The organism is Micromonospora sp. CNZ296 (genome assembly GCF_007827635.1).
In genome coordinates this window covers 168,777-194,512 of sequence record NZ_VISW01000001.1, presented here as the reverse complement: position 1 = coordinate 194,512, position 25,736 = coordinate 168,777, and the positions used below count along the sequence as shown (strand labels likewise).

Sequence of the window (25,736 nt, the reverse complement as noted above, 5' to 3'; positions counted from 1 at the left end):
CCGGGCGGGGCCGTCCCGGGGTGGGGGAAGAATGGGTACATGCAGCCACACCCGAACGTGCAGGCGGTGCAGCGCGCGCTCGACGACGCGGGCGCGCGGAACGGATCGGGCGAGGCCAGCCTCGTCCGACTGCTGCCCGACGCGGTGCACACCGCCGCCGCGGCGGCCGAGGCGCTCGGTGTCGCCGTCGGCGCCATCGCCAACTCGCTGATCTTCGACGCGGACGACGCGCCGCTGCTGGTGCTCACCTCCGGCGCGCACCGGGTGGACACCGCCGGGCTGGCCGCCACGCTGGGCGTGACCCACCTGCGCCGGGCCACCCCGGAGTTCGTCAAGCAGCACACCGGGCAGGTGATCGGCGGCGTCGCACCGGTCGGCCACCCCGCTCCGCTGCGCACCGTCGTGGACACCGCACTGGCCGGGTACGACGAGGTGTGGGCCGCAGGCGGCGTACCCCGGGCGGTGTTCCCCACCACGTACGCGGAACTGCTGCGGATCACCGCCGGCACCCCGGCCGAGGTGGCGTGAACCCCGGACTCGTCACGCTGCACGTGTGGCGTGTGCCCCGCCGGGCCGTACCCGGTGTGCTGGGCCGGATGGCCACCCACCCGGCACGGCTGCGCCGGCTGCCGGGCGTCCGCTTCGCCAAACTGCTCGGCACCGGGACCGGCACCGGCTTCGGCCCCGGCGACGCCGACCTGACCCGGTGGGCCGCACTCGTGGTCTGGGACTCCCCCGCCGACGCGGCCGGCTTCGACGCCTCCCCGGTCGCCCGCTCCTGGGCCCGGATCGCCCGCGCCGCGGTACGGGTGGACCTGCGCCCGCTGACCAGCCGCGGCCGGTGGTCCGGCCGCGAGCCGTTCGGCACGCCGTCCGGCGGACGGGTCACCGGGCCGGTGCTGGCGCTGACCCGGGCCCGGCTGCGGGCCCGCCGCGCGGCCACGTTCTGGCGGGCGATCCCGCCGGTCGCCGGCGCCCTGCACGCCGCATCCGGCCTGCTCGCCCGGTTCGGCGTCGGCGAGGCGCCGCTGGGCTGGCAGGGCACTGTGAGCGTGTGGCGCGACCCGGCGGACCTGGTCGCGTTCGCGTACCGTTCCCCGGAGCACCGCGCCGCGATCACCCGTACCCCCACCGAGGGCTGGTACGCGGAGGAACTGTTCGCGCGGTTCGCGGTGGGCGACGTGGTCGGCGACCGTACGGTGCTGGGCTGGGCCGCCGAGGGCGCCCCGGAGACGGCGAGAGGGCACGCATGAGGCTGGTGCGGTGGACACCGGAAGACCTGGTCCGGCGGCTGGACGACGTGGTGGCCGTCTACGGCGAGGCGATGGGCTACCGGCCCGACCTGCTGGAGGCCCGCCGCGGCTACATCGCCACCCACGTCCGCCGGCCCGGCTTCCGCGCCGTCGCCAGCCTGACCAACGAGGGACACCTGGCCGGTTTCGGGTACGGCTACCGGGGCGCCACCGGGCAGTGGTGGCACGACCAGGTGCACCGGGCGCTGAACGCGCAGGCCCGGCAGCGCTGGCTGGCCCACCCGTTCGAGGTGGTGGAGCTGCACGTCCGCCCGCCCGCGCAGGGGCACGGCCTGGGCGCCCGCCAGTTGCGCGCGCTGCTCGCCGTGGCCGAGGGCGACACCACGCTGCTGTCCACGCCGGAGGCCGACGAGGAGAAGTCCCGGGCCTGGCGGCTGTACCGCCGGTTCGGCTTCGTCGACGTCCTGCGCCACTTCCACTTCCCCGGCGACGAGCGGCCGTTCGGCGTGCTCGGCCGGGACCTGCCGCTGCCCCCACCGGATGCCCCGTGAGCGCGAGGAGTGAGCCGGGTTTGCGAGCCCCGCAGTCGCGAACGAAAGGGCGACACCGTGAGCGCGAGGAGTGAGCCGGGTTTGCGAGCCCCGCAGTCGCGAACGAAAGGCGGCACAGTGAAAGCCGCCCGGCTGCCCTGGGCGCTGCTGGCCGTGCTGGTGCTCGCCCAGATCTGCTACCCGCTCACCGGCGGCGCGACCCGGGCCGGGCTCACGGTGGCCACCGTGGTCCTCGGCTGGCTGCTCTCGGTCGGCCACGCGCTGCTCACCCGCGGCGTCCGTACCGCCGTCGCGCTGGTCGCGGTCGTCACCGGCGGCGGGTTCGCGGTGGAGGCGATCGGCGTGGCCACCGGGTTCCCGTTCGGCAGCTACGACTACTCCGGGGAGCTGGGCCCGAAGCTGGCCGGGGTGCCGCTGATCATCCCGCTCGCCTGGACCTGGATGGCCTGGCCGGCCTGGCTCACCGCGGTCCGGCTGGTCCGTTCCCGCATCGCGCGGATCGCGCTCTCGGCGGTCGGACTGGCCGCCTGGGACCTGTTCCTCGACCCGCAGATGGTGGCCGAGGGCTACTGGACCTGGCTCGACGCCACCCCGGCGCTGCCCGGGCTACCCGGCATCCCGGTCAGCAACTACCTCGGCTGGCTGGGCTTCGCGGTGCTGCTCGCAGTCGCGCTGCGCCCGCTCGCCGGGCCGTCGGCGGACCGGGTCGACGGCCGGGACGCCCCGATGTTCGCGCTCTACCTCTGGACGTACGCCTCCAGCGTGCTGGCGCACGCGGTGTTCCTGCGGCTGCCCGCGTCGGCCCTGTGGGGCGCGGCCGGGATGGCGGTGGCGGCGGTGCCGCTGGCGGTGACGCTGTGGCGGGCCCGCCAGCGGGACCGGGCCGGCGCGCCGGAGCCGGCGTCGCGCGTCGACGCCCCGGCATGATCGCCGCCCTCGCGCTGGCCGTGGCGGTCGCCGCGCTCACCGGGCACACGCTCGTCAACGCGCTCGCCTGGCTGCGCCGCCCGGCCACCGGCCCGGCCGAGGTGGACGAGCCGGTGGCGGTGCTGCTGCCGCTGCGCGACGAGGCCGAACGGGTCACCCCGTGCCTGCGCGCGCTGCTGGCCCAGCGCGGCGTACCGGACCTGCGGATCGTGGTGCTCGACGACGGATCGACCGACGGCACCGCCGACGTGGTCCGCGCGGTGGCCGGTGACGATCCCCGGGTCACGCTGCTCACCGGCGTCGCCCCGCCGCCGGGCTGGCTGGGCAAGCCGCACGCCTGCTGGCAGCTCGCCACCCGTACCGGCCCGGAACCGGCAGTGCTGGCCTTCGTCGACGCCGACGTGGTGCTCACCCCGTACGCGGTGGCGGCGGCCGTGACCGAGTTGCGCGCGGCTGACGCGGCGCTGCTGTCGCCGTATCCCCGGATCGTGGTGCGGACGGTGGGCGACCGGCTGGTGCAGCCGCTGTTGCAGTGGTTGTGGCTCACGTTCCTGCCGCTGCGCGCGATGGAACGCTCGCGGCGGCCCTCCCTCGCGGCGGCGGGCGGGCAGTTCCTGGTCGTGGACCGGGCCGGCTACCTGCGGGCCGGCGGGCACGCGGCGGTGGCCGACAAGGTGCTGGAGGACATCGAGCTGGCCCGGGCGGTGAAGCGGGCCGGCGGGCGGATCGCGCTGGCTGACGGCTCCCGGCTGGCGTCCTGCCGGATGTACGACACCTGGCCGCAGCTGCGCGACGGCTACACCAAGTCGCTGTGGGCGACGTTCGGGCACCCCACGGCGGCGGCGGCCGTGCTGGCGCTGCTGGTCGCGCTCTACGTCGCGCCGCCGCTGCTGGCCGCCGGGGCGCTGATCGCCGGCGCGCCGGCGGTGGCCGCCGTGGCGTTCCTGGCCTACCTGGCCGGCGTCGCCGGGCGGGTGGTCAGCGCCCGCGCCACCGGCGGGCGGGCGTGGCCCGACGCGCTGGGCCACCCCGTGTCGGTCGTGGTCCTCGGTTGGCTGACCGTCCGGTCGTACCATCTGCGGAAGCGACGCCGGCTCACCTGGCGGGGTCGCCCGGTCACCTAGGAGGGGCACGCCATGGCGCGCATCGTGGTCATCGGCGCCGGGGTGGGCGGGCTCGCCACCGCCGCCCGGCTCGCGGTCACCGGGCACGAGGTCACCGTCCTCGAACGGGCCGGCACGGTCGGGGGCAAGCTCGGCCGGTACGCCCACCACACCCCGGAGGGGGTGTGGCACTTCGACACCGGGCCGAGCCTGTTCACCCTGCCGCAGGTCTTCCACGACCTGTTCGAGGCGACCGGGGCGAAGCTCGACGAATACCTCGACCTGGTCCCGCTGGACCCGATCGTGCGGCACGTCTTCCCCGGCGGCGGGCAGGCGCTCGACTCCTGCGCCGACCCGGACGAGTTCGCCGCCCGGATCGGCGCCGCGTTCGGGGACCGGTCCGCCGCCGACTGGCGCGGGCTGTGGCGGCGCGCCGACCGGGTGTGGGCGGCCTCGCACCGGGACATCCTGCGCCGTACCGTCGACTCGCCCCGCGACCTGGCGGCGCTGGCCTGGCGGCTGGGCGACCTGGCCGCCATCGGCCCCGGCCGCAGCCTGCGCGGGCTGGGCCGCCGGCACCTGTCCGACCCGCGGATGCGGATGCTGCTGGACCGGTACGCCACGTACACCGGCGCCGACCCGCGCCGCGCCCCGGCCGCGCTCGTCGCCGTCCCCTACGCCGAGCTGGCGTACGGCGGCTGGTACCTGCGCGGCGGACTGGGCACGCTCGCCGACGCGCTGCTGTCGCGCTGCCTGGACCTGGGCGTGGTGGTGCGCACCGACGCCACCGTCACCCGGATCGACGCCGCGGGCGGGCGGGTGCACGGGGTACGCGTGGCCGGGGCGGCCGCACCGATCCCGGCCGACGTGGTGGTGGCGAACGTGGACGCGCTCACCGTCTACCGGGACCTGCTGCCCGACCCGCGCCGCCTGGCCGCGCTCACCGACCGCAGCCTGGCCGGGTTCGTGCTGCTGCTGGGCGTACGCGGCGACTCCGGGCTGGCCCACCACACCGTCTTCTTCCCCCGCGACTACGACGCCGAGTTCGACGCCGTGTTCGGTGACCCGGGTCGCGGGGTGCGTGCCCGCCCGGCGCCCGACCCGACCGTGTTCGTCACCGCCGCCGACGACCCGGCGGTCCGCCCGGACGGCCACGAGGCGTGGTTCGTGCTGGTCAACGCGCCCCGGCACGGCACCGCCGCGAGCGCCGTGAACTGGCGGCGGCCCGGCCTGGCCGAGGCGTACGCGGACCGGATCCTCGACGTGCTGGCCGAACGCGGTGCCGACGTGCGGGACCGGCTGGTGTTCCGGGAGATCCGCACCCCGGCCGACCTGGACGCGGCCACCGGCGCGCCGGGCGGAGCGATCTACGGCACCGCGGGCGGGCTGCTGCGCCCGGCCAACCGGGGTCCGGCGGCCGGGCTCTGGCTGGTCGGCGGCTCCAGCCACCCGGGCGGCGGGCTGCCCATGGTCACGTTGTCCGCGGAGATCGTCGCCGAGGCGGTCGGCCCGGCCTGGTGAGGGTGTAAGGAGGGGGCCCTTCTTAACGCCTCCGGTAGAGGAAGGGCCCCTTCTTAACACGGGCTGACCGCCGCGCCCGCTCCCCGGCTACGCGGGCGCGGGCGCGGCGGTCAGCCGGCGTCGACCAGGGCGCGGCGGACGGCGGAGAGCAACTGTCCCAGGCCGAACCCGGCGAGCAGCACCCAGACCGTGGTGGCCATGGTGATGGTGCCGGCGGTCAGGTCGGCGTCGATCAGCCCGGTGAGCCCGGCGACCAGCAGCCCGACCAGCGCGACGCAGACCCGGGTCGGCCGCTCCCCCACAGTCACCGCGCCGATCTCCCGCATCCCGGCCGAGACCGCGCGCGCCCGCACGTACTCGTGCAGCCAGGACAGCCCACCGGCCGCCGCGACCAGCGCGCCCGGCGCGCCGAGCAGCCAGAACGCGACCAGCCAGGCCACCTCGCCGAGCCGGTCGGCGACCGAGTCGTACACGTAGCCCAGCCGGGTGGTGCGGCCGGTCGCCACCGCCACCGCGCCGTCGACGCTGTCGGCCACGGCCGCCAGCAGCACGAACAACGCGCCCAGGAACGGCCCGTTGCCCGGCCGCTCCACGAACAGGGGTACGCAGAAGCAGAGCAGCACCCCGAACACGGTCACCGGGGTCGGGCCGACGCGCAGCCGGCCCAGCACGTAGCCCACGTGGTAGGCGAAGCGCAGCCAGGCGCGCACCACCGGCGCGGCGGTACGCGGATCGAAGCCGCCGTGCAGCCGCGCCCACGCGGTCGCGTACTGGTCCCAGTTCAGCTGTGTGCCCACCACGGATCAACCGTAGAAGCACGGCGCGGGTGTCGTGTGGCGGGTGGTCACACCCGTGCGGCGGCGCGCAGCCGCTGCCACACCTCCCGGGTCGCAGTGGACCGGTTGAGCGTGATGAAGTGGATCCCCGGCACGCCCTCGTCGAGCAGCTTCTCGCACATCTCGCTCGCCTGCTCGACGCCGAGGCGGCGGACCGCCTCCGGGTCGTCGGCCACCTGCTCGAACCGCTCGGCCAGCGCCGGCGGGAACGGCGCGCCGGACAGCTGCACCGAGCGTTCGATGGTGCCGATCTGGGTCACCGGCATCACCCCGGCCAGGATCGGGGTGTCGCAGCCAGCGGCTGCGACCCGGTCGCGCAGGCGCAGGTAGTCGTCGGCGTCGAAGAACATCTGGGTGATCGCGAACTCCGCGCCGGCCCGGCACTTGCGGACGAAGTGCGCGGTGTCGCTGTCCACGTCCGGCGAGCGCGGGTGCTTGTACGGGAACGCGGCCACGCCGACGCTGAAGTCGCCGCTGTCGCGGACCAGCCGGACCAGGCCCTCGGCGTACCGGACGCCCTCGGGGTGGGCGATCCACTCGCCGCCCGGGTCGCCCGGCGGGTCACCCCGCACGGCCAGCACGTTGCGCACCCCGACCGAGGCCAGCCGGCCGATCACGTGCCGCAGCTCGGCCACCGAGTGGTTCACCGCGGTCAGGTGCGCCATCGGCAGCAGCGTCGTCTCGGTGGCGATCCGCTCGGTCACCGCGACAGTGGTGTCGCGGGTCGAGCCGCCCGCGCCGTAGGTGATCGACACGAACGAGGGCCGCAGCGACTCCAGCTCGCGGATGGCCTGCCAGAGCAGTTTCTCCCCGGCCGGGGTCTTCGGCGGGAAGAACTCGAAGGAGAACGTGGGGCGGCCGTCACGGATCAGCTCCCCGATGGCCGGCTGGGGATTGGGAAGGACCGAGGGAAGACCGAGCGCCACAGACCGACTGTAACCGGGACGGCACGCCGCATCGGGAATCTTCCCAGCCCGCGAACACCTGTCCCGGCGCGACGTCGTACCCCGGGGGTAGAAATGCGGCAGCGCGGTGGGGCGGCCGACGGCCGTTCCGGGGGCCCGCGCGGGGGTCGCCACGACGGCGACGCGCCGGCGCCACCACTGGCCGGGCGTCCGCGTCGCCATCCGCGCCGTCGCCCCGGAGGTTCCGATGATCCCGTCCCCGCCGCCGGGCCCGCGCCTGCTCGGGCCGCTGCTGGCCGAGTTGCGGGCCGCCCGTGGCTGGAGCCAGCAGCGGCTGGCCGCCGAGCTGTGCGCCGCCTCCGGCGTGCCCACGCTGACCCGCAACGAGGTGTCCCGCTGGGAGCGCCAGCTGCGGCTTCCCGGCGACTTCTGGTCCGCCTGGCTGGCGACGGTCCTGGGGGTGCCGGGCGAGGTGCTGGCCGGGGCCGCCGCGCGCAGCCGCCGGCTGGGCGTGGCGCCTGCGGTGGTCGACCCGGCCGGGTCCCGGGCCCGGCTGGCCCTGCTCACGCTCGCGTACCGCTGGGCGGCCGACCCGGGCGGCCGCACGCCGGCCGGTCCGTTCGCCGCCGCGCCAACGCCGCTGCCCGGCCGTCCCGGACGGGACGACGAGCACCGGACCGGCCGTCCCGCCCCGCGCATGTCCGTCGCGGACGAGTCCGGGCCGCTCGGCGTCCACGTCCTGCGCGGGCCGGACGACGAGCCCACCGGTTCCGGTCGTGGTCACCCGGCGGACGGGGTGACGCTCGCCACGCTGCGGCGCTGGGACGACATGCTCGGCGGCGGCGACCTCGCCGGGCACGGCGCCCGCCGGCTGCGGCAGGCGGTCCGCGGCTACCGGCGCGCCGGGCCCGCCGGCCGTCGCGCGATGCTGCCCGCGCTCGCCGAGTCGGCGCAGCTCGCCGGGTGGCTGGCCGCCGACGCGGGCGACCTCGGCGGGGGCCTGGTCGCGTACCGGCTGGCGCTGCGGGCGGCGGTGGCCGCCGGGCAGGCGCCGCTGGCCGGGCACGTGCTCGCGTCGGCCAGTCACCTGCTGGCCGACGCCGGCGACCCGGCCGGCGCGCTGGTCCTGGCCCGGATCGGGTACGCCGCCGGCCGTGCCACCGCCTCGCCCGGCCTGCGGGCGCTGCTGCTGCACCGGGTGGCGCTCGCCGCCGCGCTCGCCGGGCGTCCCCGCGCGGCCGGGCAGGCGCTGGCCGGTGCCGATCGGGTCGGCACGCCGGAGCCCGGCCGGGAGCCGCCCTGGCTCTACTGGCTCGACGCGGCCGAACTGGCGGCGATGACCGGGCGCACGCTCGTCGCGCTGGGCCGTCACGCCGCCGCAGTGCCGCTGCTGACGCCGGTGGTGGGCGCGCGGGGCCGCCCGCGCCGGTCGGCCGTGTACGGCGGCTGGCTGGCCCGCGGGCACCTGGGCCTGGGCGCGGTGCCCGAGGCGTGCGCGGTGGCCGGCGAGGCGCTGCTCGACGCGGTCCGGTCCGGATCCCCGCGGGCCGTCGGCCAGCTCACCACGTTCCGTCGCGGCCTGGCGCACGCGCCGCCCGGTCCGGCCACCCGGGGGTACGCGCGACTGGTCACCGCGGCCCGCCCCTACCTGCCGTCCGGCGTGCCGCGCCACCTGCGCGACAGTCCGCGCCGGTGAGCCACGAGGCACGCCGGGGCGGGGGCGCGGCGGGAACGGGTGCGAACCGCTAGCGTCGTGGCGTGACCCACGCTGCTCCCGTATCCCCCGTCGACCGTGCCGGCCTGCGCCAGCGGATCGACAAGGCGCTCACCGAGTTCCTCGCCGGCCAGCGCGGCTGGCTGACCGCCGTCGACGACGGCCTGCTGCCCGTCGCCGAGGCGATCGAGGCGTTCGTGCTGGGCGGCGGCAAGCGGCTGCGTCCGGCGTTCGGCTACTGGGGTTACCGGGGCGCCGGCGGGGTCGACTCCGACCAGGTCGTCGCCACCCTTGCCGCACTGGAGTTCGTGCAGGCCAGCGCGCTGATCCACGATGACCTGATGGACCGGTCGGACACCCGGCGCGGCGAGCCTGCGATGCACAGGCGGTTCGCCGCCCGGCACCGCACGGCCGGCTGGGGCGGCGACGCGGACTCCTTCGGCGACGCCGCGGCGATCCTGCTGGGCGACCTGTGCCTGGTCTGGTCCGACGAGCTGCTGCACTCCTCCGGCCTGCCGCCGGCCACCGTGGCCCGGGCCCGGCCGGTCTTCGACGAGATGCGTACCGAGGTGACCGTCGGGCAGTACCTGGACGTGCTGACCCAGGCCACCGGGGACACCTCGCTGGACCGGGCCGCCAAGGTGGCCCGGTACAAGTCGGCGAAGTACACGGTCGAGCGTCCGCTGCTGCTCGGTGCCGCGCTGGCCGGCGCGCCGCCCGAGGTGCACGCCGCGTACTCGGCGTACGGGCTGCCGCTGGGTGAGGCGTTCCAGCTCCGCGACGACGTGCTGGGGGTGTTCGGCGACCCGGAGCGCACCGGCAAGCCGGCCGGCGACGACCTGCGCGAGGGCAAGCGGACGTACCTGGTGGCGGCCGCACTGGAGGCGCTCGACCCGGCCGGCCGGGAGGCACTGCTGGCCGGTCTCGGCGTACCGGACCTGGACGCGGCCGGGGTGGACCGGCTGCGTGAGCTGATCACGACGAGCGGCGCGCTGGATCGGGCCGAGCGGCACATCACCGCGCTCACCGAGAGCGCCCTGGCCGCGCTCACCGCTGTCGACCTGGACACCGAGGCCCGCCAGGCCCTGGTCGACCTGGCCATCGCCGCCACCCGCCGCCCCGCCTGACCGCCCCCTCGCCCACCCGCCCACCCGCCCCCACACCCGCCCCCGAAGCGGTCGATCATGAAGTTGGCGGCATTTTCGGAGATCGACTCCGCCGCCAACTTCATGATCAACGAGAACGGTGAGGCGGTCCTCGGGGTTAGAAGGCGACTGCCTGGGCTCGGCGTTTCACCTCTCGGGCCAGGTCGCCGCCGAGGGCTACGGCGGGGGTGCCGGGAAGAGTGGGGTCCTCCCGGTAGAGCCAGCGCAGCGCCTCCTCGTCGTCGTAACCGGCGTCGGCGAGCAGGTTGAGCACTCCGGGCAGGTGCTTGAGCACGGTGCGGTTGGCCACCAGGTCGGCCGGGATCCGGCGGACGCCGTCGCGGCGCACCGCGATCAGCTCACGGTCGCGGATCATCTGGTGCACCTTGCTGATCGACAGGTCCAGGCGCTCGGCCACGTCGGGCAGCGTCAGCCATCCGGCCGGGTCGGCCGGTCCGGCCAGCTCGGGGCCGGTCTCGGCGGGTACGGAATCGGTCACCCGACCACCCTGCCACGTGCCCGCCGGACCCGGTGCACGGCACCCCGCACCGCCGCCGGGAGCGCGGCGGTCCCCCCTTGTCGCAACCCGGCGGTAGCATCCTGTTCTACCTTCATCCCTCCGACACATAGACTGCCTGCCGATGGACACACAGGTCGCCGACACGTTGCTGGGCTCGCTGATCGAGGGGCGCTACCGCATTCGCGGGCGCGTCGCCCGTGGCGGCATGGCGACCGTGTACACCGCCACCGACGAGCGCCTGGAGCGCACCGTGGCGGTCAAGATCATTCACCCGACCCAGGCGCCGCAGGCCAAGGCCCGGATGGCCGGCTTCGTCGAACGCTTCACCGACGAGGCGAAGACGATCGCCCGGCTCACCCACCCGAACGTGGTGGCGGTCTACGACCAGGGCATCCACGCCGGCCTGCCGTACCTGGTGATGGAGTACGTCCGCGGCCGCACACTGCGCGACGTGCTCGCCGAGCGCCGCCGGCTCAACCCGGACGAGGCGCTCGCGATCACCGAGCAGATGCTCGCCGCGCTCGCCGCCGCGCACCGGGCCGGCCTGGTGCACCGCGACGTCAAGCCGGAGAACGTGCTCGTCGCCGAGGTGCCCACCGGCGGGAGCCGCAACCTCGTCGACAGCGTGGTCAAGGTGGCCGACTTCGGGCTGGCCCGGGCCGTCGAGGCCAGCGCCGAGGACGAGAACGGCAACCAGCTCATGGCGACGGTGGCGTACGTGGCGCCGGAACTGGTCACCCAGGGCCACGCGGACCCTCGCACCGACGTCTACTCGGCCGGCATCGTGCTGTTCGAGATGCTCACCGGCCGGGTGCCCTACGACGGCGACCGTCCCGTGGAGGTCGCGTGGCAGCACGTCGACCGGGACGTACCGGCGCCGTCGACGCTGGTGCCGACGCTGCCGCCGGCTCTCGACGCGCTCGTCGCCCGGGCCACGCGGCGCGATCCGGCCGGCCGCCCGGCCGACGCCGCGGCGCTGCTGAGCGAGGTGCAGGCGGCCCGCGAGGAGTTGGGCAACCCGCACGCGCACACCACTGTGCTGCGGCAGCTCAGCGACGACACGGCGGTCCTGAGCCAGCCGACCCAGGTGGTGGCCGCGCTCCAGCCGGTCGAGCGCCCGGCGTGGGCACGGCTGCCCGAGAGCGGCGCCGCGCAGCGCCCGCACCGGCGCCGCGCCGTCGAGGAGGACGGCCCGGGGACCGGGTTCGCCGCCCTGCGTACCCGGATCATGGGCTCGCCGCGCGGACGGCTGGCCGTCGCCGCGGCGGTCGTGGTGCTCGGCCTGGTCGCCGCGGTGGGTGGCTGGTGGTTCGGCGTGGGCCGCTACACGGTGGCGCCGCAGATGGTCAGCCTGACCAAGGCCGACGCGGAGGCGCAGGCCCAGCGCGGCGGCTTCACGCTGAAGTACGCCACCCCGCGCCACGACGAGAACGTCCCCAAGGACACGGTGCTCGGGCAGTCCCCCGGCTCGGCCGCGCGGATCGTCAAGGGCGGCACGATCACGCTGACCCTGTCGCTCGGTCCGGAGCGGCTGCCGGTGCCGGACGTGGTGGGCAAGGACTACGCGCTGGCCCAGGCCGAGCTGGAGGGCGCCAACCTGGTTGTGGCCAAGGGCTCCTCCCGGTACGACGACACGCTGCCCGCGGGTGTGGTGCTGGCCACCGACCCGAAGGTGGGCACGGTGGTCAAGCCCGGGGCGAAGGTGACGGTGATCCTCAGCAAGGGTCGCGCGCCGGTGACGGTGCCCAACCTGGTCGGCAAGAGCCTCGCCGAGGCGCGCACCATCCTCGCGCAGCTCGGGCTGAAGCCGGTGGAGAACGTCAAGGACTCCGACAAGCCGAAGGACGAGATCCTCGGCCAGAGTCCGGCCGACGGCACCGGCGTGGAGAAGGGCGCCCAGGTCAAGCTGGAGATCAGCAAGGGCCCGCCGCAGGTGGCCGTCCCCCGGGTGGTCGACATGCCCTGCCAGCAGGCCAAGCAGACGCTGGAGAGCCAGGGCTTCCCGGTCAACGTCCAGCTCAACCCGAACGGCATCGTCCGGATCCAGAACCCGGTCGAGAACACGCCGGTGCCGCCGGGTACGACGATCACTGTGACGTGCCTGTGAGCGGATGTGACGGACGCCGGCGGGTGGGGTCGCACACCCCCACCTCCGGCGGTCTGGCCCGGGCGGCCCTGCCGTACGCGGACGCGGCCGAGTCCGAGGTGGTGCAGGTCTACGTCTCGAACTCGCGCGGCTGGGCGCTGCCGGCCGGCGACCCGGCGCAGGACGCGTTGTTCCGCGACGGGTGCGGCGAGCGCGGGCTGCCCGTGTTCATCCACGCCTCGCTGCTGGTCAACCTCGGCTCCCCCACCCCGGCGACCGTGACCCGGTCGGCGGAGACGCTGGCGCACGCGCTGCGGCGGGGCCGGGCGATCGGTGCCGAGGGCGTGGTGTTCCACGCCGGCAGCGCTGTCGACGCCGGTCACGCCGAGGCGGCCCTGCGGCAGGTCCGCGCGGCGCTGCTCCCGCTGCTCGACGAGATCGCCGCCACCGGCGGGCCGATGCTGCTGGTCGAGCCGAGCGCCGGGGGCGGCCGGTCACTGGCGTCCCGGGTCGAGCACCTCGGCCCCTACCTGGACGCGGTCGACCGGCACCCGATGCTCGGGGTCTGCTTCGACACCTGTCACGCCTGGGCGGCCGGTCACGACCTGGCCGCCGAGGGCGGCATGACCGCCACGCTCGACACGCTGGTCGCCACGGTGGGCGCGGACCGGCTGCGGCTGGTGCACGCGAACGACTCGAAGGACCTGTGCGGCTCCACCCGGGACCGGCACGAGAACATCGGCAAGGGCACCATCGGCGAGCCGGCGTTCGCCGAGCTGATGCACCACCCGGCGACCGCCGGGGTGCCCGTGCTGGTGGAGACCCCCACGGAGAAGCACATCGGCCACGCCGCCGACATAGCCGCCCTCAAGCGCCTCCACCCCTGACGGGTCCGCCCGCTCCCTCCCCCCTCGCGGGGAGCGCGGGGCGCAGTGGGGCCGGGGGTCAGGCGCGCAGGGCGGTGTTCAGGATGGTGGCGGCGCGGTCGATCTGCGCGTCGGTGACGTCCAGGTGGGTGACCAGCCGGGCGGTACGCGGGCCGAGCACCGAGATCAGCAACCCCTCCGCCCGCGCGGCAGCCGCCAGCGCGTGCGCGTCCAACGGGTGCTTGGTCAGGTCCAGCGGCACGATGTTGGTCCGCACCACCGACGCGAGCACGCCGTGCGGGGCGACCGCCTCGGCCAGCCGGGCCGCCTTCACGTGGTCGTCGGCGAGCCGCTCGACGTGGTGCGCCAGCGCGTACCGGCCGGCGGCGGCGAGGATGCCGACCTGCCGCATGCCGCCGCCCATCCGCTTGCGCAGGAACCGCGCCCGGGCGATCTTCTCGGCACTGCCCACCACAAGCGAGCCGACCGGCGCGCCGAGGCCCTTGGAGAGGCACACCGAGAGCGTGTCGAACAGCACGCCGTACTCGGCCAGCGGCACCCCGTCGGCCACGTGCGCGTGCCAGATCCGCGCGCCGTCGCAGTGCAGGGCCACCCCGTGCTCGTCGGCGACCTCACGCATCCGGCGCAGCGTCGGCAGCGGGATCACCCCACCGCCGCCCCGGTTGTGGGTCTGCTCCACGGCGATCGCGCGCGTGGGCACCGCGAAGTAGCCGTCCGGCCGGATCATCCCGGCGACCACGTCGGGGTCCAGCTCCGCGCCCACCGCGGGCCAGGTCCGCGAGGAGATCCCGCCGTACGCGGCGGCGGCGCCGACCTCGTACGTGACGACGTGCGCGTCGGCGTCGCAGAGCAGCTCGTCGCCGGGTGGTACGTGCAGCTGGAGCGCGATCTGGTTGGCCATCGAGCCGCTCGGGGCGAACAGCGCCGCCTCGTGGCCGAACAGCGCGGCCACCTCGGCCTCCAGCGCGGTGACCGTCGGGTCCTCGCCGTAGACGTCGTCGCCCACCTCGGCGGCGGCCATCGCCTCCCGCATCCCCGGCGTCGGCCGGGTCACGGTGTCCGTCCGCAGATCGATCAGTTCGGGGCTCGCAAGCTCACTCCTCGCGTCAGCCACGGAGCATCTCCGCCACCAGGAACGCCAACTCCAGCGACTGCTGGGTGTTCAGCCGGGGGTCGCAGGCGGTCTCGTACCGGTCGGGCAGGTCGAGATCCTCGATGCCCTGGGCACCGCCGAGGCACTCGGTGACGTCCTCGCCGGTCAGCTCGACGTGCAGGCCGCCCGGGTGGGTGTCCAGGCCCCGGTGCACCTCGAAGTAGCCGAGCACCTCGTCGACGATCCGGTCGAAGTGCCGGGTCTTGTAGCCGTTCGAGGACTCGTGCGTGTTGCCGTGCATCGGGTCGCACTGCCAGACGACCTTCGCCCCGGCGGCGGTGACCTTGGCGACGATCGGCGGCAGCGCGTCCCGGACCCGGTGGTTGCCCATCCGGCTGATCAGCGTGAGCCGGCCGGGGATGTTGTCCGGGTTGAGCTTCTCGCAGAGCTCGATCGCCTCGTCCGGGGTGGTCGTCGGGCCGAGCTTGACGCCGATCGGGTTGGCGATGCGGGAGATGAAGTCGATGTGCGCCCCGTCGATCTGCCGGGTCCGCTCACCGATCCAGAGGAAGTGCCCGGACAGCCCGTACGCCTTGCCGTTGGAGATCCGGGTCAGCGCCCTGTCGTACTCCAGCGCCAGCGCCTCGTGCGAGCAGTGCAGCGTGACGGTGCGCAGCGCCTCGTCGTCGGTCATGCCGCAGGCGCGGATGAAGGCCAGCGCCCGGTCGATCTCGCGGGCGATCGCGTCGTAGCGCTCGCCGGCCGGGGACCGCCGGACGAAGTCCTTGTTCCAGTCGTGCACGGCGTGCAGGTCGGCCAGCCCACCGGCCAGGTACGCCCGGAGCATGTTCATCGCGGCGGCCGAGTTCGCGTACGCCCGGATCATGCGCTGCGGGTCGGCGACCCGCGCCTCCGGCGTGGCCTCCAGGGAATTGATCATGTCGCCGCGGTAGGCCGGCAGGCCCCGGGCGTCGGTCGGCAGCGACCGGGGCTTGGTGTACTGGCCGGCGACCCGGGCGACCTTGACCACCGGCAGCGACGCGCCGTAGGTGAGCACGATGGCCATCTGGAGCAGCGTGCGGGCGTTGGCGAGCAGGTGACTCTCGGTGTTGTCGGCGAAGGTCTCCGCGCAGTCACCGCCCTGGAGCAGGAACGCCTTGCCCTCGCAGACCAGCGCGAGCCGCTGCCGCAACTGGTCGACCTCGTAGGGCGCGACCACCGAGGGCACCGTGTCCAGCACCCGGCAGACCTCGGCGACCTGGGCCGGGTCGTCCCAGGGTGGGGTCTGCGCGCGCGGCAGCTCCCGCCATCGGTCGAGGCCGAGGGCCGCGTCCTCGGCGGAGTCGGCGGTCGGGCGGCTGGTCTGCAGACCAGGGCTGCCCACGGCGGGGTGACTCAGCTGATGCCACTCATGGCGCATGAAGGAAAGCGTACGGCGACCGTCGCGATCACTCACCGCCGAGGGGGATGGTTCCGGTCACTGGGAGGACACCGGCGAGGGCGCCATCGCCGGCGGCGGCGGCCCCGCCGGGTCGGCCGTCGGCTCGACCGCGCGCTTACCGGGCGCCTCGCCGGAGATGCACCAGTCCGCCCCGTTACGGGTGACGGTGAACAGCAGCGACCGGGCGGCCTTGCGCGAGCCGGCGGCAACAGTGATCGAGGCGCTGACCTCCTGACCGTTCGGGCCGGAGCGGACCTCGGTGATCGTCGCCTCGGGCACCGTGAAGTGGTCGGCGAAGTCGCCGTTCGGGCCGGTGGCGGCGGAGTCGAAGGCGGCGTGCATGGGCGCGCAGAGCTGGCTGCGGCCGGCGGCGGCGTCGCGGGCGGTCAGCGCGTCCAGGTACGCCTGCACCCGTTCCCGGCTCTTGGCCGCCGCCTCCTCGGCCGGAGCCTTCCCGGTGGGCGGGGTGTCGCCGCTCTGGCCGCCCGAGCCGCAGGCGGCCAGGGCCGCCGGCAGGAGCGCGAGGAGCGCGAGGAGCGCGAGCCCGGTGAACCGGCCCCGGTGGCTGCGACCCATCTGTCCTCCCGTCGCGTGGACTCGTCGAGCGGCGAGTGTGCCACATCCGGCCCGAGCGGCCGGTTGACTCCCCATCCTGACCCGGATCGGCGCGCTCGGCCAGGACGGCACGCGGGCGGGGAGGGGCCGGTGCGGCCCCTCCCCGCCGGGTGGGTGGTGCGTCGGCCCTCGGCTCAGCCGAGACCGCCCTTGATGGCGCCGATCAGCTCACCGTTGCTGGTGTCACCGGAGAGCTCCCAGAAGAACGCGCCACCGAGGCCCTGGCTGTTGGCGTAGCTCATCTTCCCGCCGATGGTCGACGGGGTGTCGTAGCTCCACCAGTTGCTGCCGCACTTGGCGTACGCCGTGCCGGCGACGGTGCCGGTGGCCGGGCAGCTGTTCTTGAGCACCTTGTAGTCCTCGATGCCCGCCTCGTAGGTGCCCGGGGCCGCGCCGGTGGCGCTGCCGCCGGGTGCGGCCTGGGTCACGCCGGTCCAGCCGCGTCCGTAGAAGCCGACGCCGAGCAGCAGCTTGCTGGACGGTACGCCCTTGGACTTGAGTTTCTGGATCGCCGCGTCCGACCAGAAGCCCTGCTGCGGGATGCCCGCGTAGGAGTAGAGCGGCGAGTGCGGCGCGGTCGGTCCCTGGGCGTTGAAGGCGCCGAAGTAGTCGTACGTCATCGGCATCAGCCAGTTGAGGTTGTTCGCGGCGCCGGCGTAGTCGGTGGCGTCGATCTTGCCGCCGTTGCTGCCGTCGGCGGTGATCGCCGCGGTGACCAGGAAGCTGGAGCCGAACTTGCTCCGCAGCGCCGAGACCACGTTCTTGAACGCGTTCGGGCCGCTGCTGTCGCACTGGAGGCCGCAGGCGTTCGGGTACTCCCAGTCGATGTCGATGCCGTCGAAGACGTCCGCCCAGCGCGGGTCCTTGACCAGGGAGTAGCAGGAGTCGGCGAACGCGGCCGGGTTCTGCGCGGCCTGGGTGAAGCCGCCGGACCAGGTCCAGCCGCCGAAGGACCAGAGCACCTTCAGGTTCGGGTACATCTTCTTCAGCTTGCGCAGCTGGTTGAAGCTGCCGCGCAGCGGCTGGTCCCAGGTGTCGGCGACGCCGTCGACGCTGTCCGCGGCGGTGTACGCCTTCTCGTAGTCGGCGTAGCTGTCCCCGATGCTGCACCGGCCGCCCGTGGTGTTGCCGAAGGCGTACAGGATGTGGGTCAGCTTCGCGGCCGAGCCGCTCGTGTGGATGTTCTTGACGTGGTAGTTGCGGGCGTAGACGCCCCACTCGGCGAAGTAGCCGACGATCTTCTTGCCGCCCGGCGGCGGCGTGGTGGGCGGCTGCGTGGTCGGCGGGGCGGTCGTCGGCGGCGCGGTCGTCGGCGGTGCCGTGGTGGGCGGCGCCGTGGTCGGCGCGGTGGTCGTCGGCGTGCCGCCGCCGGTGCAGGAGCCGCCGTTGATCGTGCAGCTCACCGGCGCCTTGTACGCGCCGGTGCCGTTGTAGCCCCAGCTGAAGCTGGCGCCCGGGGCGAGCGTCGCGGCCCAGCTCTTGTTGACCGCCACGTAGCGGTCACCGCTGCGGGTGATGTCGGCGTCCCAGGAGCTGCTAATCGAGGTGCCGGAGGGCAGCGTGAACTCGATGCGCCAGCCGTTGAGGGTGGAGCTGGTGCCGTTGGTGACGGTCACCCGTCCCTCGTGGCCGGTCCCCCAGTCCTGCACCTTGGCGAACGTGGCGGTGACGCTGCCGGCGGCCGACGCGGTGGTCATGGGCACCGCGGCGACCGCGAGCGCGACCACGGCGCCGGTGGCCCACAGGGCCCGGCGGAGCGATCTCTTCATACGGCGTCCCTCCAATAGTTAGGAAACCTTCCAAATTGATTGCTGAGACGCTACTCACGCCGTCACCACTTCGTCAAGATGTAGATGCATCGATTTCACGGGTGACGCGGGACGGTGGGCGCGAGGGCCCGTAGCCTCGTCCCATGACCGTTTTCGACGTCCAGATCGACGCCCTCACCGGCGGCCCGGCCGACCTCGGCCGCTACCGCGGCCGCGCCCTGCTCGTGGTCAACGTGGCCTCCCGCTGCGGCCTCACCCCGCAGTACGCGGGCCTTCAGGAACTCGCCGACACGTACGCCGGACGCGGGCTGACGGTGCTCGGGGTGCCGTGCAACCAGTTCGCCGGCCAGGAGCCGGGCAGCGCCGCCGAGATCGAGGAGTTCTGCCAGGTCAACTACGGCGTGACGTTCCCGCTGACGGAAAAGGTCGACGTCAACGGGCCGGACCGGCACCCGCTCTACGCGGAGCTGGTGTCCACGCCGGACGCCGAGGGGCACACCGGCGACGTGCGCTGGAACTTCGAGAAGTTCCTCGTCGCGCCGGACGGCACGGTGGCCGCCCGGTTCGGCCCGCAGGTCACACCCGAGGATCCCGAGCTGCGCGCGGCGATCGAGAAGGTCCTGCCGGCCTGACCGGCGCACCCGCCGCCGGGCACGGCGAAGCGGCACGCCCCCCGGGGAGGCGTGCCGCTGCCGCGGATCGGGTCAGCCGGCGGCGGCCCGGAACACCGGGTAGTAGCCGCCGGACTGCCCGGCGGCCGTCGGGTGGTACGACTTGCTCAGGCTCAGCACGTTGAGCGCGTGCAGCCACTTCGTCCCGTAGCTGCACAGCTGGTGGCCGACGAAGATGGAGCGGACGTCGGCGAAGGTGAAGCCGGCCGAGACGGCGGCCGTGCGGGTGATGTCGTCGAGCAGGTTGATGCCCTCGTTGATCTTCGCCCGGGACGTCGCGCTGAGCCCGACGCAGGGAGTGCCGAGCTGGTAGAAGACCGGGTAGCCGACCACCACGACGCGGGCCGAGGGCGAGCGGCTCTTGATGCCGTTGTAGACGTTGGCGAGCCGGCCCGGCATCGAGGTACGGGCCACGTTCATGGCGGACTGCACGGCCGCCACGCACTGGGTCTCCCCCTGGAGCACGCAGGTGCTCATGATGTTGGCGAAGCCGACGTCGTTGCCGCCCACAGTGACGCTGACCAGCGTGGTGGTCGACGAGAGCGCGGAGAGCTGACTGTTGATGACGTCCGCCGTGGTGGCGCCGGAGCAGGCGACCGAACGGTACGACGCGGGCTTGATGTTGGTGTTGTAGAGCGCCGGGTAGGCGTTCGTGCTGCGTAGACAGTTACCGCTCTCGGAGGTGTAGCTGTCGGCGCCGACGCCGGAGGCGTACGAGTCGCCGAGCGCGACGTAGCGGTCGGACGGGGCCGCCTGGGCGGGGGCGGCCAGAGACAGAGTGACCCCGACCGAGGCGGCCAGGGTCAGGGCGAGGGTGGCAAGACGGGATCTCCGCACGTCGCACTCCTGGGGGCGTGAAGTGGTGGTGAGAGATAGATATCAACAAGATCACAGGGTATGGAAGATCACCGATTTGCGGTCCGGCGCGTATAGCGACTTACGCCTACAAATCGCTGCCGGTTTCGCGGATCGGGCTGAAGGATTCCGCCAGTGGGGGCAGATCGACGCAGATCAGGCGCGGACGGGTCGACTCAGACCGGGCGGCGGCCCGCTCAGACCGGACGGCGGCCGGCGAAACCGCACTCGACCCGGTGATACCACCGGATGTCGGTGTCGCCCTCCAGCCAGCACCAGAGCACCGCCCGGCCGTCGCGCTCACCGGGGAAGTCGAGCAGCACCGGGGCGATCCCCTTGACCGCGATCTCATGCTGGTGGAACTCGTCCACCACCACGTGCAGCCGCGCCTCCAGCGCCTTCACCTCGGCGAGCCCGCCGAGCGCGCTGACGCCGTGGTCGGCCAGGTCGACCCGCAACTCGGCCAGGTCGGCCCGCAGCCGGATCAGCTCGTCGACGCGCGGCCGCAGCGTGGCCACCAGGTGACGCGCCTGGGCGAGAGTGAACACCGGGCCAGTATGCGGCACGACCGTCCAGAGGGAAGCTTCCACACGGCACACGCCGCACCTCGATGCACGTCGTCAAACGCCGGGGCCTGGGCGTCACCGCCGCAAACCGGCGCCGGGTATCGGGCATGGTCGCGCTCGGGTATACAGATGGTTCCTCCCGGATCGGCCATCGGCTTGCCCGGACGCCCCTCGCCCGTCGTCGGAGGCTCACTGGCATGAGCGATCGTTCGCCCAGCTCCAGCACCCCGGACCCGCGGTACCTGTTCCGGTACCGGGACCTGGTCGCCGACACCCTGCCCGAGCATCGCGCCGTCCTGCAGGAGCGTGGTTGGTGCTGGTGGGGCTGGTGGAAACGACCCAACGAACCCGGCCGGCTGGAGGTGTGGAAGGCGCTCGAACGCGAGACGCTGGAGGGACGTCGGGTGCCGATCGGGCTGTTCCACTCCGGGACGGGCCTCGTTCATCCCGCCATCGTCGAACGCGTGATCCTGCCGCAGCCGGACGAACTCGGGGCCTTCACCTCGCTCAGTCCGCCCGACGCCGAACGGGACGGCGTTCCACCCTATTATCGGGCGAGTCGGCACAGCCGGGGCTGGCTACGGCTGGTGGCCCTGGCCGAGGAGCCGATGGAATTCTTCGGGAGGTTCTCCTTCGCCTCCGCACCGCCGTTGCCCCATCATCCACGGAGCCAACTGGAGCGGCTGGTGGGTAAGCGGATCCTGGACGCTGACGAGCTGCGCGCGATGGACACCACCATCTGGGAGATCCGGCCGGCCCAGCCGGCTGACTCCAGCGAGCGGTTCCTGACAGCGTCGCCACGCCAGGACGGCGCGCTGTCTCCCGAGCCGATCGCCTGCCCGGGGCCGTGGCTGCTGCACCTCACCGATCCGCACTATGCGGCGGGGCGGTTTCGGTCGGAGCATCAGTGGCGGCTGGAGACCGAGGACGGCGCTACCCGCCCGACCATGGTCGACGCGATCTCCGATGCCCTGGCTCGTGACCAGCGGTCGGTCGGAGCGGTCCTCGTCACAGGCGATCTCACCTATGTCGCCCACCGCGACGAGTTCGCGGCGGCGCGGGCTGGCCTCTTCAAGCTCACCAATGGGCTGCTCGGGCTGGGCATGGAGCACCTCGTCGTCATACCCGGCAATCACGACATCGCCTGGACCCGCGGTGACTCGTACGAATATGGAGCACCGGTCGAGGTGGCTCCGGCGGCGGCAACGGCCAACTACCGGGAGTTCTTTCGAGCGCTCTACGGATACCCGGCCTCGCCCCACCTCTCGATGGCTCGCCGTTTCATCTTCCCTGGCGGCAACCTTGTCGACATCGCCGCGGTCAACTCCAGCTCACTGGAACAGGGGCAGTCGTTCCTGGCGGGCATGGGCCGGGTGCAGGAGTCCGCGTACCGCGAGGTGACCAGCGCGCTCGCCTGGTCGAACCCTGGATCAGCCCTGCGCGTGCTCGCGCTGCATCATCATCTCGCGCTGACCGAGGACCTCGAATCGCCCGACGAGTACGCGACCGGTTTCGGGATCGCCATCGACGCACCCAGGATCCAGCGCCTGGCCGCCCGTGACGGGGTGCACCTCGCGGTGCACGGGCACAAACACCGCGCGTTCGTCTGGCGTACCGAGGCGTACCATCTCCCCGAATACAGCAACGAACGCTGGGACCTGGGACGCTTCAACATCGTCGGTGGTGGGAGCAGCGGCTCGAGATCGTCAGACGGGCGGCGTAACTTCTTCAACCTGATCCGGATGGCGGGTCCCGTCGTGGAGTTGGAAATGTACCGGAGTCAACAGCAGGGCTCATTCGAGCGCTTCATGACCTGGCGGGCCCCGCTGGTAACCGGGGCAGACGGCCGACTCGAGATTGCTCCCTGGAAGGTCGTTTCCCCATGACCACCAGGCGCCAGGTCGTGCACGCCCTCATCCTCGACATGGACAACACGCTGTACGACTGGGTGGCGTACTTTGTGCCCGCAGTGCGGGCGATGGTGGCCGTGGCCGCCGAGATCCTCGACGTGTCCGAGGACGAGTTGCGGAGCGACCTCCAGGCCGTGCACCGCAACCACGGCAATACCGAGCACCCCTTCGCGCTGCTCGAGACCTCGGCCGTCGAGCGACGCCTGCCCGGGATGAGCCAACGAGCACGACACGAGCACCTGCTTCCGGCCTTCGCCGCCTTCAACGAGGTCCGGCGACGCCACCTCCACCTCTACCCGGACGTGGAAAGCACGCTCCAGACTATCAAGGCCACAGGTTGTCACGTTGTGGGGCACACCGAGGCCAAGGACGTGAACATCAGCAGTCGAGCGAGGTCGCTCGGGTTGGACGCGATGTTGGAGGCGATCTACGCGCCCCGGTTCGTCGGGCCGCCTCACCCTTTGGGCGCCGATCGACGGTCTGTTCCGGCCGCAATCGAGGTTCGGGTACTGCCACCGACGGCACGCAAGCCCAATCCGGAGATCGCCCGTCAGATCGCCGAGCAGCTGGGCGTTCCAGCCGCCCACTGTCTGTACGTGGGCGACAGCTTGAGCAAGGACGTGGCAATGGCCAAGCGAGCGGGGATGCTCGCCGCCTGGGCCCGCTACGGCACCCACCACGATTCCGACCTCTGGCGCGGCTTGGTCGCGCTGTCCCATTGGGATCCCGCGGCCGTCACCGCAGCAGAAGCCAAGAGCGATGATCCGCCGCAATACGAGCCGGACGTAACGCTTGACGCATTTCACGAGTTACGCGAGCACTACACATTCCGTGCAGCATCGCAACCGAGGCGGCCTCAAGTGATATCGGCCTGCTTGCCGTCAGGGCCGGCCGATTGACCCGCTCCGACAGAGGGGTGACCCGTTGCGGGCGACCATCCGTTCCGCCGGTTCAGGTCGCCGATGTTGCTCCGGAACTCACTCAGCCACTCGCCGGTCTCCGCCTCGACCAACTCGGCCGTCCGCAGCACGAGCACGCGGATCAGTTCCTCGCGCCGCCGTAGCACCGCTTCCTCAGTGGCTGAGGTGCGCAGTTCCGTGGTCACCCAGTCCAGCCGGAACTCGGTGAGCGCCCGCTGAAGCGCCTGCGCGGTAGCGATGTCGCGCATCCAGGCCGAGGACAGGCCGAAGAAGTGATCGAAGGCCAGACAGCCACCGGCCATGGCGAGCAGGACATATCCCCAGCTGGCGCCGCTCCCAGCGCTCGCCGCGCTAACCAGGGGTACGACTCCGCCGGCGATCCCCAGCAGGATGGCGCAGCCGCGCAGCAGGCGGGAAATCGTGCGGCGCACCGCCTTGTCGCGCAGGTACCAGGCAACCGCGTCCTCGGCCTGCCCCTCCGCCCACCCACGCAAGCGATCCAGGACGGCCTCAGGCGGTTGGTCCGCCGCCAAGACGGGGAATGGGCGGATGATCATGTCCCGCCGCGGGACTCGACGGCTTGACCTGTCGAGTCGGCCATTGCTCGTTAGCACGAGCCGTCCGATCCCAGCGCACGGCGAGGGCCGTATCCGGGTGGCGGGTCGAGGTTCGGCAGATGCTGTCGCCCCATACGCACAGCCTGCGTCATCGCGTTCCAACACTCAAGGATCAGACGTCTCGATGTGCTTGCCGAGTGAGGGGACGGGTTACCAGACTCGAATCGATGGCAGGCACCCGCCTGTCAGGGTTGGACGCGTTCCGCCTCCTGCACGAAGGTATCGCTCCGCCGGGCCCCCATCCGGTCCAGTTCGTCCAGCACCGCACCCACCCCGTCCGCACCCACCAGCACTGTGACGCGCAGCCGGGCCGACAACGGCTGGTCCTGCCAGTAGCCGCGCGGCAGCAGGCTCGCCTGTGGCGTCGTCGTCGCCACGGCGGCGTCGCTGACGATGACCGAGATCGCGCCCGCGCGCAGCAGCGCGTCGCGCAGGTCGGCGCTGTTCGCGGCCGGGTCCGGTTCCAGCAGCGCGGTGACCACCCGTACCCGCTGACCGGGTGGCACGGACGCTTCGCCGGCCGGCGCCGCCGCGCTACGGCGCCGGGGCGCGCCCGGCGCGGTCAGGCTGGTCACGCCACCAAGGTGGTACGCGTCGGCGCCCTGCTGCGCCTGGTCCAGGCGTTCCTGATCGGCCGGCGGCACACGCAGGCCGATGAGCGCCTGCACCCCGGCGGCGATCAGCCAGGTCAGGACGAACGAGAACGCGACCACGCTCACCACGCCGACGAGCTGGCGCCACAGCAGGCCGCCTCCGCCGCCGAGGAACAGCCCGTCGGCGCCGAGCGGGTTGACCCCGCGGTTGCCGAACAGGCCGAGCAGGAGCGTGCCGAGCATGCCGCCGACGAAGTGCACGGCGAGCACGTCGAGCGCGTCGTCGAGGCGTAGCAGGTACTTCAGCTTCAGCGCGAAGTGGCAGACCAGGCCGGCCAGCGCGCCGATCGCGACGGCCGAGGCCGCGTTGACGTACCCGGCGGTCGGGGTGACCGTCGCCAGGCCCGCCACCGCGCCGGAGACCGCGCCCACGACGGTGCTGTGTCCGTCGGTGACGCGTTCCAGCGCCAGCCAGACGAGCATCGCCGCGGCGGCGGCGAGGTGCGTGTTGAGGACGGCCTGGGCGGCGAGGCCGTTGGCCTGGAGGCCGTCGCCGCCGTTGAAGCCGAACCAGCCGAACCAGAGGACGCCGGCGCCGACGATGGTCAGCGGGATCGAGTTCGGCGGCGCGGCGGTGTGCGGCCAGTCCCGGCGTCGGCCGACGACGAGCAGGACGGCGAGGACGGCGGCGCCGGCGCTGGCGTGCACGACCAGCCCGCCGGCCCAGTCCTGGGTGCCGAACTTCGCCAGCCACCCGCCGGGGTGCCAGATCCAGTGCGCGATCGGCGCGTAGACCACTATCGACCAGACCGCGAGGAACAGCACCCAGCCGCCGAAGCGCAGCCGGCCCGCGGTGGCGCCGGTGACGAGCGCGGGTGTGATCACCGCGAACATCATCTGGAACAGCACGAACGCCAGCGTCGGGATGGTGATCCGGCCGTCGACCACGTGCAGGTTGGGTGCGGGCGGCACCTTCAGGTCGGTGAGCCCGAACAGTTCCAGGTTGCCGAACAGCCCGCTGCCGGCGTCGTCGCCGAAGGCGATCGTGTAGCCGACGAGCACCCAGGTCAGGCTGACCACGCCGAGCGCGATCATGTTCTGTTGCAGCATCGCCAGCACGTTGCGGGTTCGGACCATGCCGCCGTAGAACGCGGCGAGCCCCGGCGTCATGAACAGGACGAGGCCGGCGCAGACGAGCACCCAGGCGGTGTCACCCGCGTTCGGAGCGGACACGGTTT

24 protein-coding genes are annotated in these 25,736 nt (G+C 73.4%); 13 read left to right on the top strand and 11 right to left on the bottom strand.

The window, feature by feature from the left end; genetic code table 11:
* Positions 1-39: 39 nt before the first annotated feature.
* The 6 genes from FB455_RS00915 (at position 40) to FB455_RS00890 (ending at position 5,355) form a co-directional block, all read left to right on the top strand.
* A complete protein-coding gene (locus tag FB455_RS00915) occupies positions 40-528 on the top strand; it encodes a YbaK/EbsC family protein (RefSeq protein WP_013287627.1) in 489 nt (162 codons plus the stop codon).
* Positions 525-1,253, top strand: a complete 729-nt coding sequence (locus FB455_RS00910) for a monooxygenase (protein WP_145751804.1) — start codon at positions 525-527, stop codon at positions 1,251-1,253. The genes FB455_RS00915 and FB455_RS00910 overlap by 4 nt, the downstream gene beginning before the upstream one ends.
* A complete protein-coding gene (locus tag FB455_RS00905; protein WP_145751802.1) occupies positions 1,250-1,804 on the top strand; it encodes a GNAT family N-acetyltransferase in 555 nt (184 codons plus the stop codon). Before FB455_RS00910 ends, FB455_RS00905 begins: the two co-directional genes overlap by 4 nt.
* 117 nt (positions 1,805-1,921) lie before the next feature.
* Positions 1,922-2,731, top strand: coding sequence for a carotenoid biosynthesis protein (locus tag FB455_RS00900; RefSeq protein ID WP_145751800.1), 810 nt, complete (start codon positions 1,922-1,924; stop codon positions 2,729-2,731).
* Entirely contained in the window at positions 2,728-3,855 is a 1,128-nt protein-coding gene (locus tag FB455_RS00895) for a glycosyltransferase family A protein (RefSeq protein ID WP_145751798.1), read from the top strand. The genes FB455_RS00900 and FB455_RS00895 overlap by 4 nt, the downstream gene beginning before the upstream one ends.
* Positions 3,856-3,867: 12 nt before the next feature.
* Positions 3,868-5,355, top strand: a complete 1,488-nt coding sequence (locus FB455_RS00890) for a phytoene desaturase family protein (protein WP_013475765.1) — start codon at positions 3,868-3,870, stop codon at positions 5,353-5,355.
* Between the two features lie 110 nt (positions 5,356-5,465).
* Here the strand turns inward: FB455_RS00890 and FB455_RS00885 are convergent, their stop codons facing one another.
* Positions 5,466-6,155: a CDP-alcohol phosphatidyltransferase family protein gene (locus FB455_RS00885; protein WP_013287633.1), complete on the bottom strand. Its 690-nt coding sequence runs from the start codon at positions 6,153-6,155 to the stop codon at positions 5,466-5,468.
* Between the two features lie 44 nt (positions 6,156-6,199).
* Positions 6,200-7,117 (bottom strand): methylenetetrahydrofolate reductase [NAD(P)H], encoded by a 918-nt coding sequence (gene metF / locus FB455_RS00880; protein WP_013287634.1) that lies wholly within the window; start codon positions 7,115-7,117, stop codon positions 6,200-6,202.
* A gap of 226 nt (positions 7,118-7,343) precedes the next feature.
* Between metF and FB455_RS00875 the strand changes: the two genes are divergently transcribed.
* Both FB455_RS00875 and FB455_RS00870 read left to right on the top strand, forming a co-directional pair.
* A complete protein-coding gene (locus FB455_RS00875; protein ID WP_030271888.1) occupies positions 7,344-8,792 on the top strand; it encodes a helix-turn-helix domain-containing protein in 1,449 nt (482 codons plus the stop codon).
* Between the two features lie 62 nt (positions 8,793-8,854).
* Positions 8,855-9,937 (top strand): polyprenyl synthetase family protein, encoded by a 1,083-nt coding sequence (locus FB455_RS00870; protein ID WP_013287636.1) that lies wholly within the window; start codon positions 8,855-8,857, stop codon positions 9,935-9,937.
* Between the two features lie 136 nt (positions 9,938-10,073).
* Here FB455_RS00870 and FB455_RS00865 read toward each other — a convergent pair whose 3' ends face one another.
* Positions 10,074-10,454, bottom strand: coding sequence for an Rv2175c family DNA-binding protein (locus tag FB455_RS00865; RefSeq protein WP_013287637.1), 381 nt, complete (start codon positions 10,452-10,454; stop codon positions 10,074-10,076).
* 142 nt (positions 10,455-10,596) lie between these two features.
* Between FB455_RS00865 and pknB the strand changes: the two genes are divergently transcribed.
* Both pknB and FB455_RS00855 read left to right on the top strand, forming a co-directional pair.
* A complete protein-coding gene (gene pknB, locus FB455_RS00860) occupies positions 10,597-12,582 on the top strand; it encodes a Stk1 family PASTA domain-containing Ser/Thr kinase (protein ID WP_145751796.1) in 1,986 nt (661 codons plus the stop codon).
* A gap of 23 nt (positions 12,583-12,605) precedes the next feature.
* The gene (locus FB455_RS00855; protein ID WP_145751794.1) at positions 12,606-13,448 is read left to right on the top strand and encodes a deoxyribonuclease IV; all 843 of its coding nucleotides are present in this window, start codon (positions 12,606-12,608) and stop codon (positions 13,446-13,448) included.
* A gap of 58 nt (positions 13,449-13,506) precedes the next feature.
* Here the strand turns inward: FB455_RS00855 and FB455_RS00850 are convergent, their stop codons facing one another.
* The 4 genes from FB455_RS00850 to FB455_RS00835 form a co-directional block, all read right to left on the bottom strand.
* Complete coding sequence (locus tag FB455_RS00850; RefSeq protein ID WP_145752131.1) at positions 13,507-14,526, bottom strand: threonine aldolase family protein; 1,020 nt, start codon at positions 14,524-14,526, stop codon at positions 13,507-13,509.
* A 28-nt stretch (positions 14,527-14,554) separates the two neighbouring features.
* Positions 14,555-15,961 (bottom strand): class II 3-deoxy-7-phosphoheptulonate synthase, encoded by a 1,407-nt coding sequence (locus tag FB455_RS00845; RefSeq protein WP_013475760.1) that lies wholly within the window; start codon positions 15,959-15,961, stop codon positions 14,555-14,557.
* Between the two features lie 57 nt (positions 15,962-16,018).
* The gene (locus FB455_RS00840) at positions 16,019-16,558 is read right to left on the bottom strand and encodes a hypothetical protein (protein ID WP_145751792.1); all 540 of its coding nucleotides are present in this window, start codon (positions 16,556-16,558) and stop codon (positions 16,019-16,021) included.
* Between the two features lie 173 nt (positions 16,559-16,731).
* Entirely contained in the window at positions 16,732-18,366 is a 1,635-nt protein-coding gene (locus FB455_RS00835; protein ID WP_145751790.1) for a glycosyl hydrolase family 18 protein, read from the bottom strand.
* Positions 18,367-18,509: 143 nt separating this feature from the next.
* Between FB455_RS00835 and FB455_RS00830 the strand changes: the two genes are divergently transcribed.
* Entirely contained in the window at positions 18,510-18,998 is a 489-nt protein-coding gene (locus tag FB455_RS00830) for a glutathione peroxidase (RefSeq protein WP_013287644.1), read from the top strand.
* A gap of 72 nt (positions 18,999-19,070) precedes the next feature.
* Here the strand turns inward: FB455_RS00830 and FB455_RS00825 are convergent, their stop codons facing one another.
* Both FB455_RS00825 and FB455_RS00820 read right to left on the bottom strand, forming a co-directional pair.
* Positions 19,071-19,874 carry an SGNH/GDSL hydrolase family protein gene (locus FB455_RS00825; RefSeq protein ID WP_013287645.1) on the bottom strand — a complete coding sequence of 268 codons (804 nt, stop codon included), beginning with the start codon at positions 19,872-19,874 and terminating at the stop codon, positions 19,071-19,073.
* A gap of 215 nt (positions 19,875-20,089) precedes the next feature.
* Positions 20,090-20,440, bottom strand: a complete 351-nt coding sequence (locus tag FB455_RS00820) for a DUF2203 domain-containing protein (RefSeq protein WP_041784221.1) — start codon at positions 20,438-20,440, stop codon at positions 20,090-20,092.
* A 215-nt stretch (positions 20,441-20,655) separates the two neighbouring features.
* On the opposite strand from FB455_RS00820, the gene FB455_RS00815 reads away from it, so the two are divergent.
* Both FB455_RS00815 and FB455_RS00810 read left to right on the top strand, forming a co-directional pair.
* On the top strand, positions 20,656-22,344 hold the full coding sequence (locus FB455_RS00815; protein WP_030273914.1) for an anti-phage phosphoesterase: 1,689 nt from the start codon (positions 20,656-20,658) through the stop codon (positions 22,342-22,344).
* Positions 22,341-23,267 (top strand): HAD family hydrolase, encoded by a 927-nt coding sequence (locus FB455_RS00810; RefSeq protein WP_013287648.1) that lies wholly within the window; start codon positions 22,341-22,343, stop codon positions 23,265-23,267. Before FB455_RS00815 ends, FB455_RS00810 begins: the two co-directional genes overlap by 4 nt.
* Here the strand turns inward: FB455_RS00810 and FB455_RS00805 are convergent.
* Positions 23,225-23,845, bottom strand: a complete 621-nt coding sequence (locus FB455_RS00805; protein ID WP_013287649.1) for an SLATT domain-containing protein — start codon at positions 23,843-23,845, stop codon at positions 23,225-23,227. The two genes, FB455_RS00810 and FB455_RS00805, sit on opposite strands and share 43 nt — an antisense overlap.
* 245 nt (positions 23,846-24,090) lie before the next feature.
* Positions 24,091-25,731: an ammonium transporter gene (locus tag FB455_RS00800; RefSeq protein ID WP_030273916.1), complete on the bottom strand. Its 1,641-nt coding sequence runs from the start codon at positions 25,729-25,731 to the stop codon at positions 24,091-24,093.
* Positions 25,732-25,736 lie beyond the last annotated feature (5 nt).

Bases quoted from the DNA above. Each gene is read 5' to 3' on its own strand.
- FB455_RS00915 (WP_013287627.1), top strand. From the start codon at position 40: ATGCAGCCACACCCGAACGTGCAGGCGGTGCAGCGCGCGCTCGACGAC.
- FB455_RS00905 (WP_145751802.1), top strand. From the start codon at position 1,250: ATGAGGCTGGTGCGGTGGACACCGGAAGACCTGGTCCGGCGGCTGGAC.
- FB455_RS00895 (WP_145751798.1), top strand. From the start codon at position 2,728: ATGATCGCCGCCCTCGCGCTGGCCGTGGCGGTCGCCGCGCTCACCGGG.
- FB455_RS00890 (WP_013475765.1), top strand. From the start codon at position 3,868: ATGGCGCGCATCGTGGTCATCGGCGCCGGGGTGGGCGGGCTCGCCACC.
- FB455_RS00875 (WP_030271888.1), top strand. From the start codon at position 7,344: ATGATCCCGTCCCCGCCGCCGGGCCCGCGCCTGCTCGGGCCGCTGCTG.
- pknB (WP_145751796.1), top strand. From the start codon at position 10,597: ATGGACACACAGGTCGCCGACACGTTGCTGGGCTCGCTGATCGAGGGG.
- FB455_RS00845 (WP_013475760.1), bottom strand. From the start codon at position 15,961: ATGCGCCATGAGTGGCATCAGCTGAGTCACCCCGCCGTGGGCAGCCCT.
- FB455_RS00840 (WP_145751792.1), bottom strand. From the start codon at position 16,558: ATGGGTCGCAGCCACCGGGGCCGGTTCACCGGGCTCGCGCTCCTCGCG.
- FB455_RS00835 (WP_145751790.1), bottom strand. From the start codon at position 18,366: ATGAAGAGATCGCTCCGCCGGGCCCTGTGGGCCACCGGCGCCGTGGTC.
- FB455_RS00830 (WP_013287644.1), top strand. From the start codon at position 18,510: ATGACCGTTTTCGACGTCCAGATCGACGCCCTCACCGGCGGCCCGGCC.
- FB455_RS00815 (WP_030273914.1), top strand. From the start codon at position 20,656: ATGAGCGATCGTTCGCCCAGCTCCAGCACCCCGGACCCGCGGTACCTG.
- FB455_RS00810 (WP_013287648.1), top strand. From the start codon at position 22,341: ATGACCACCAGGCGCCAGGTCGTGCACGCCCTCATCCTCGACATGGAC.
- FB455_RS00805 (WP_013287649.1), bottom strand. From the start codon at position 23,845: ATGATCATCCGCCCATTCCCCGTCTTGGCGGCGGACCAACCGCCTGAG.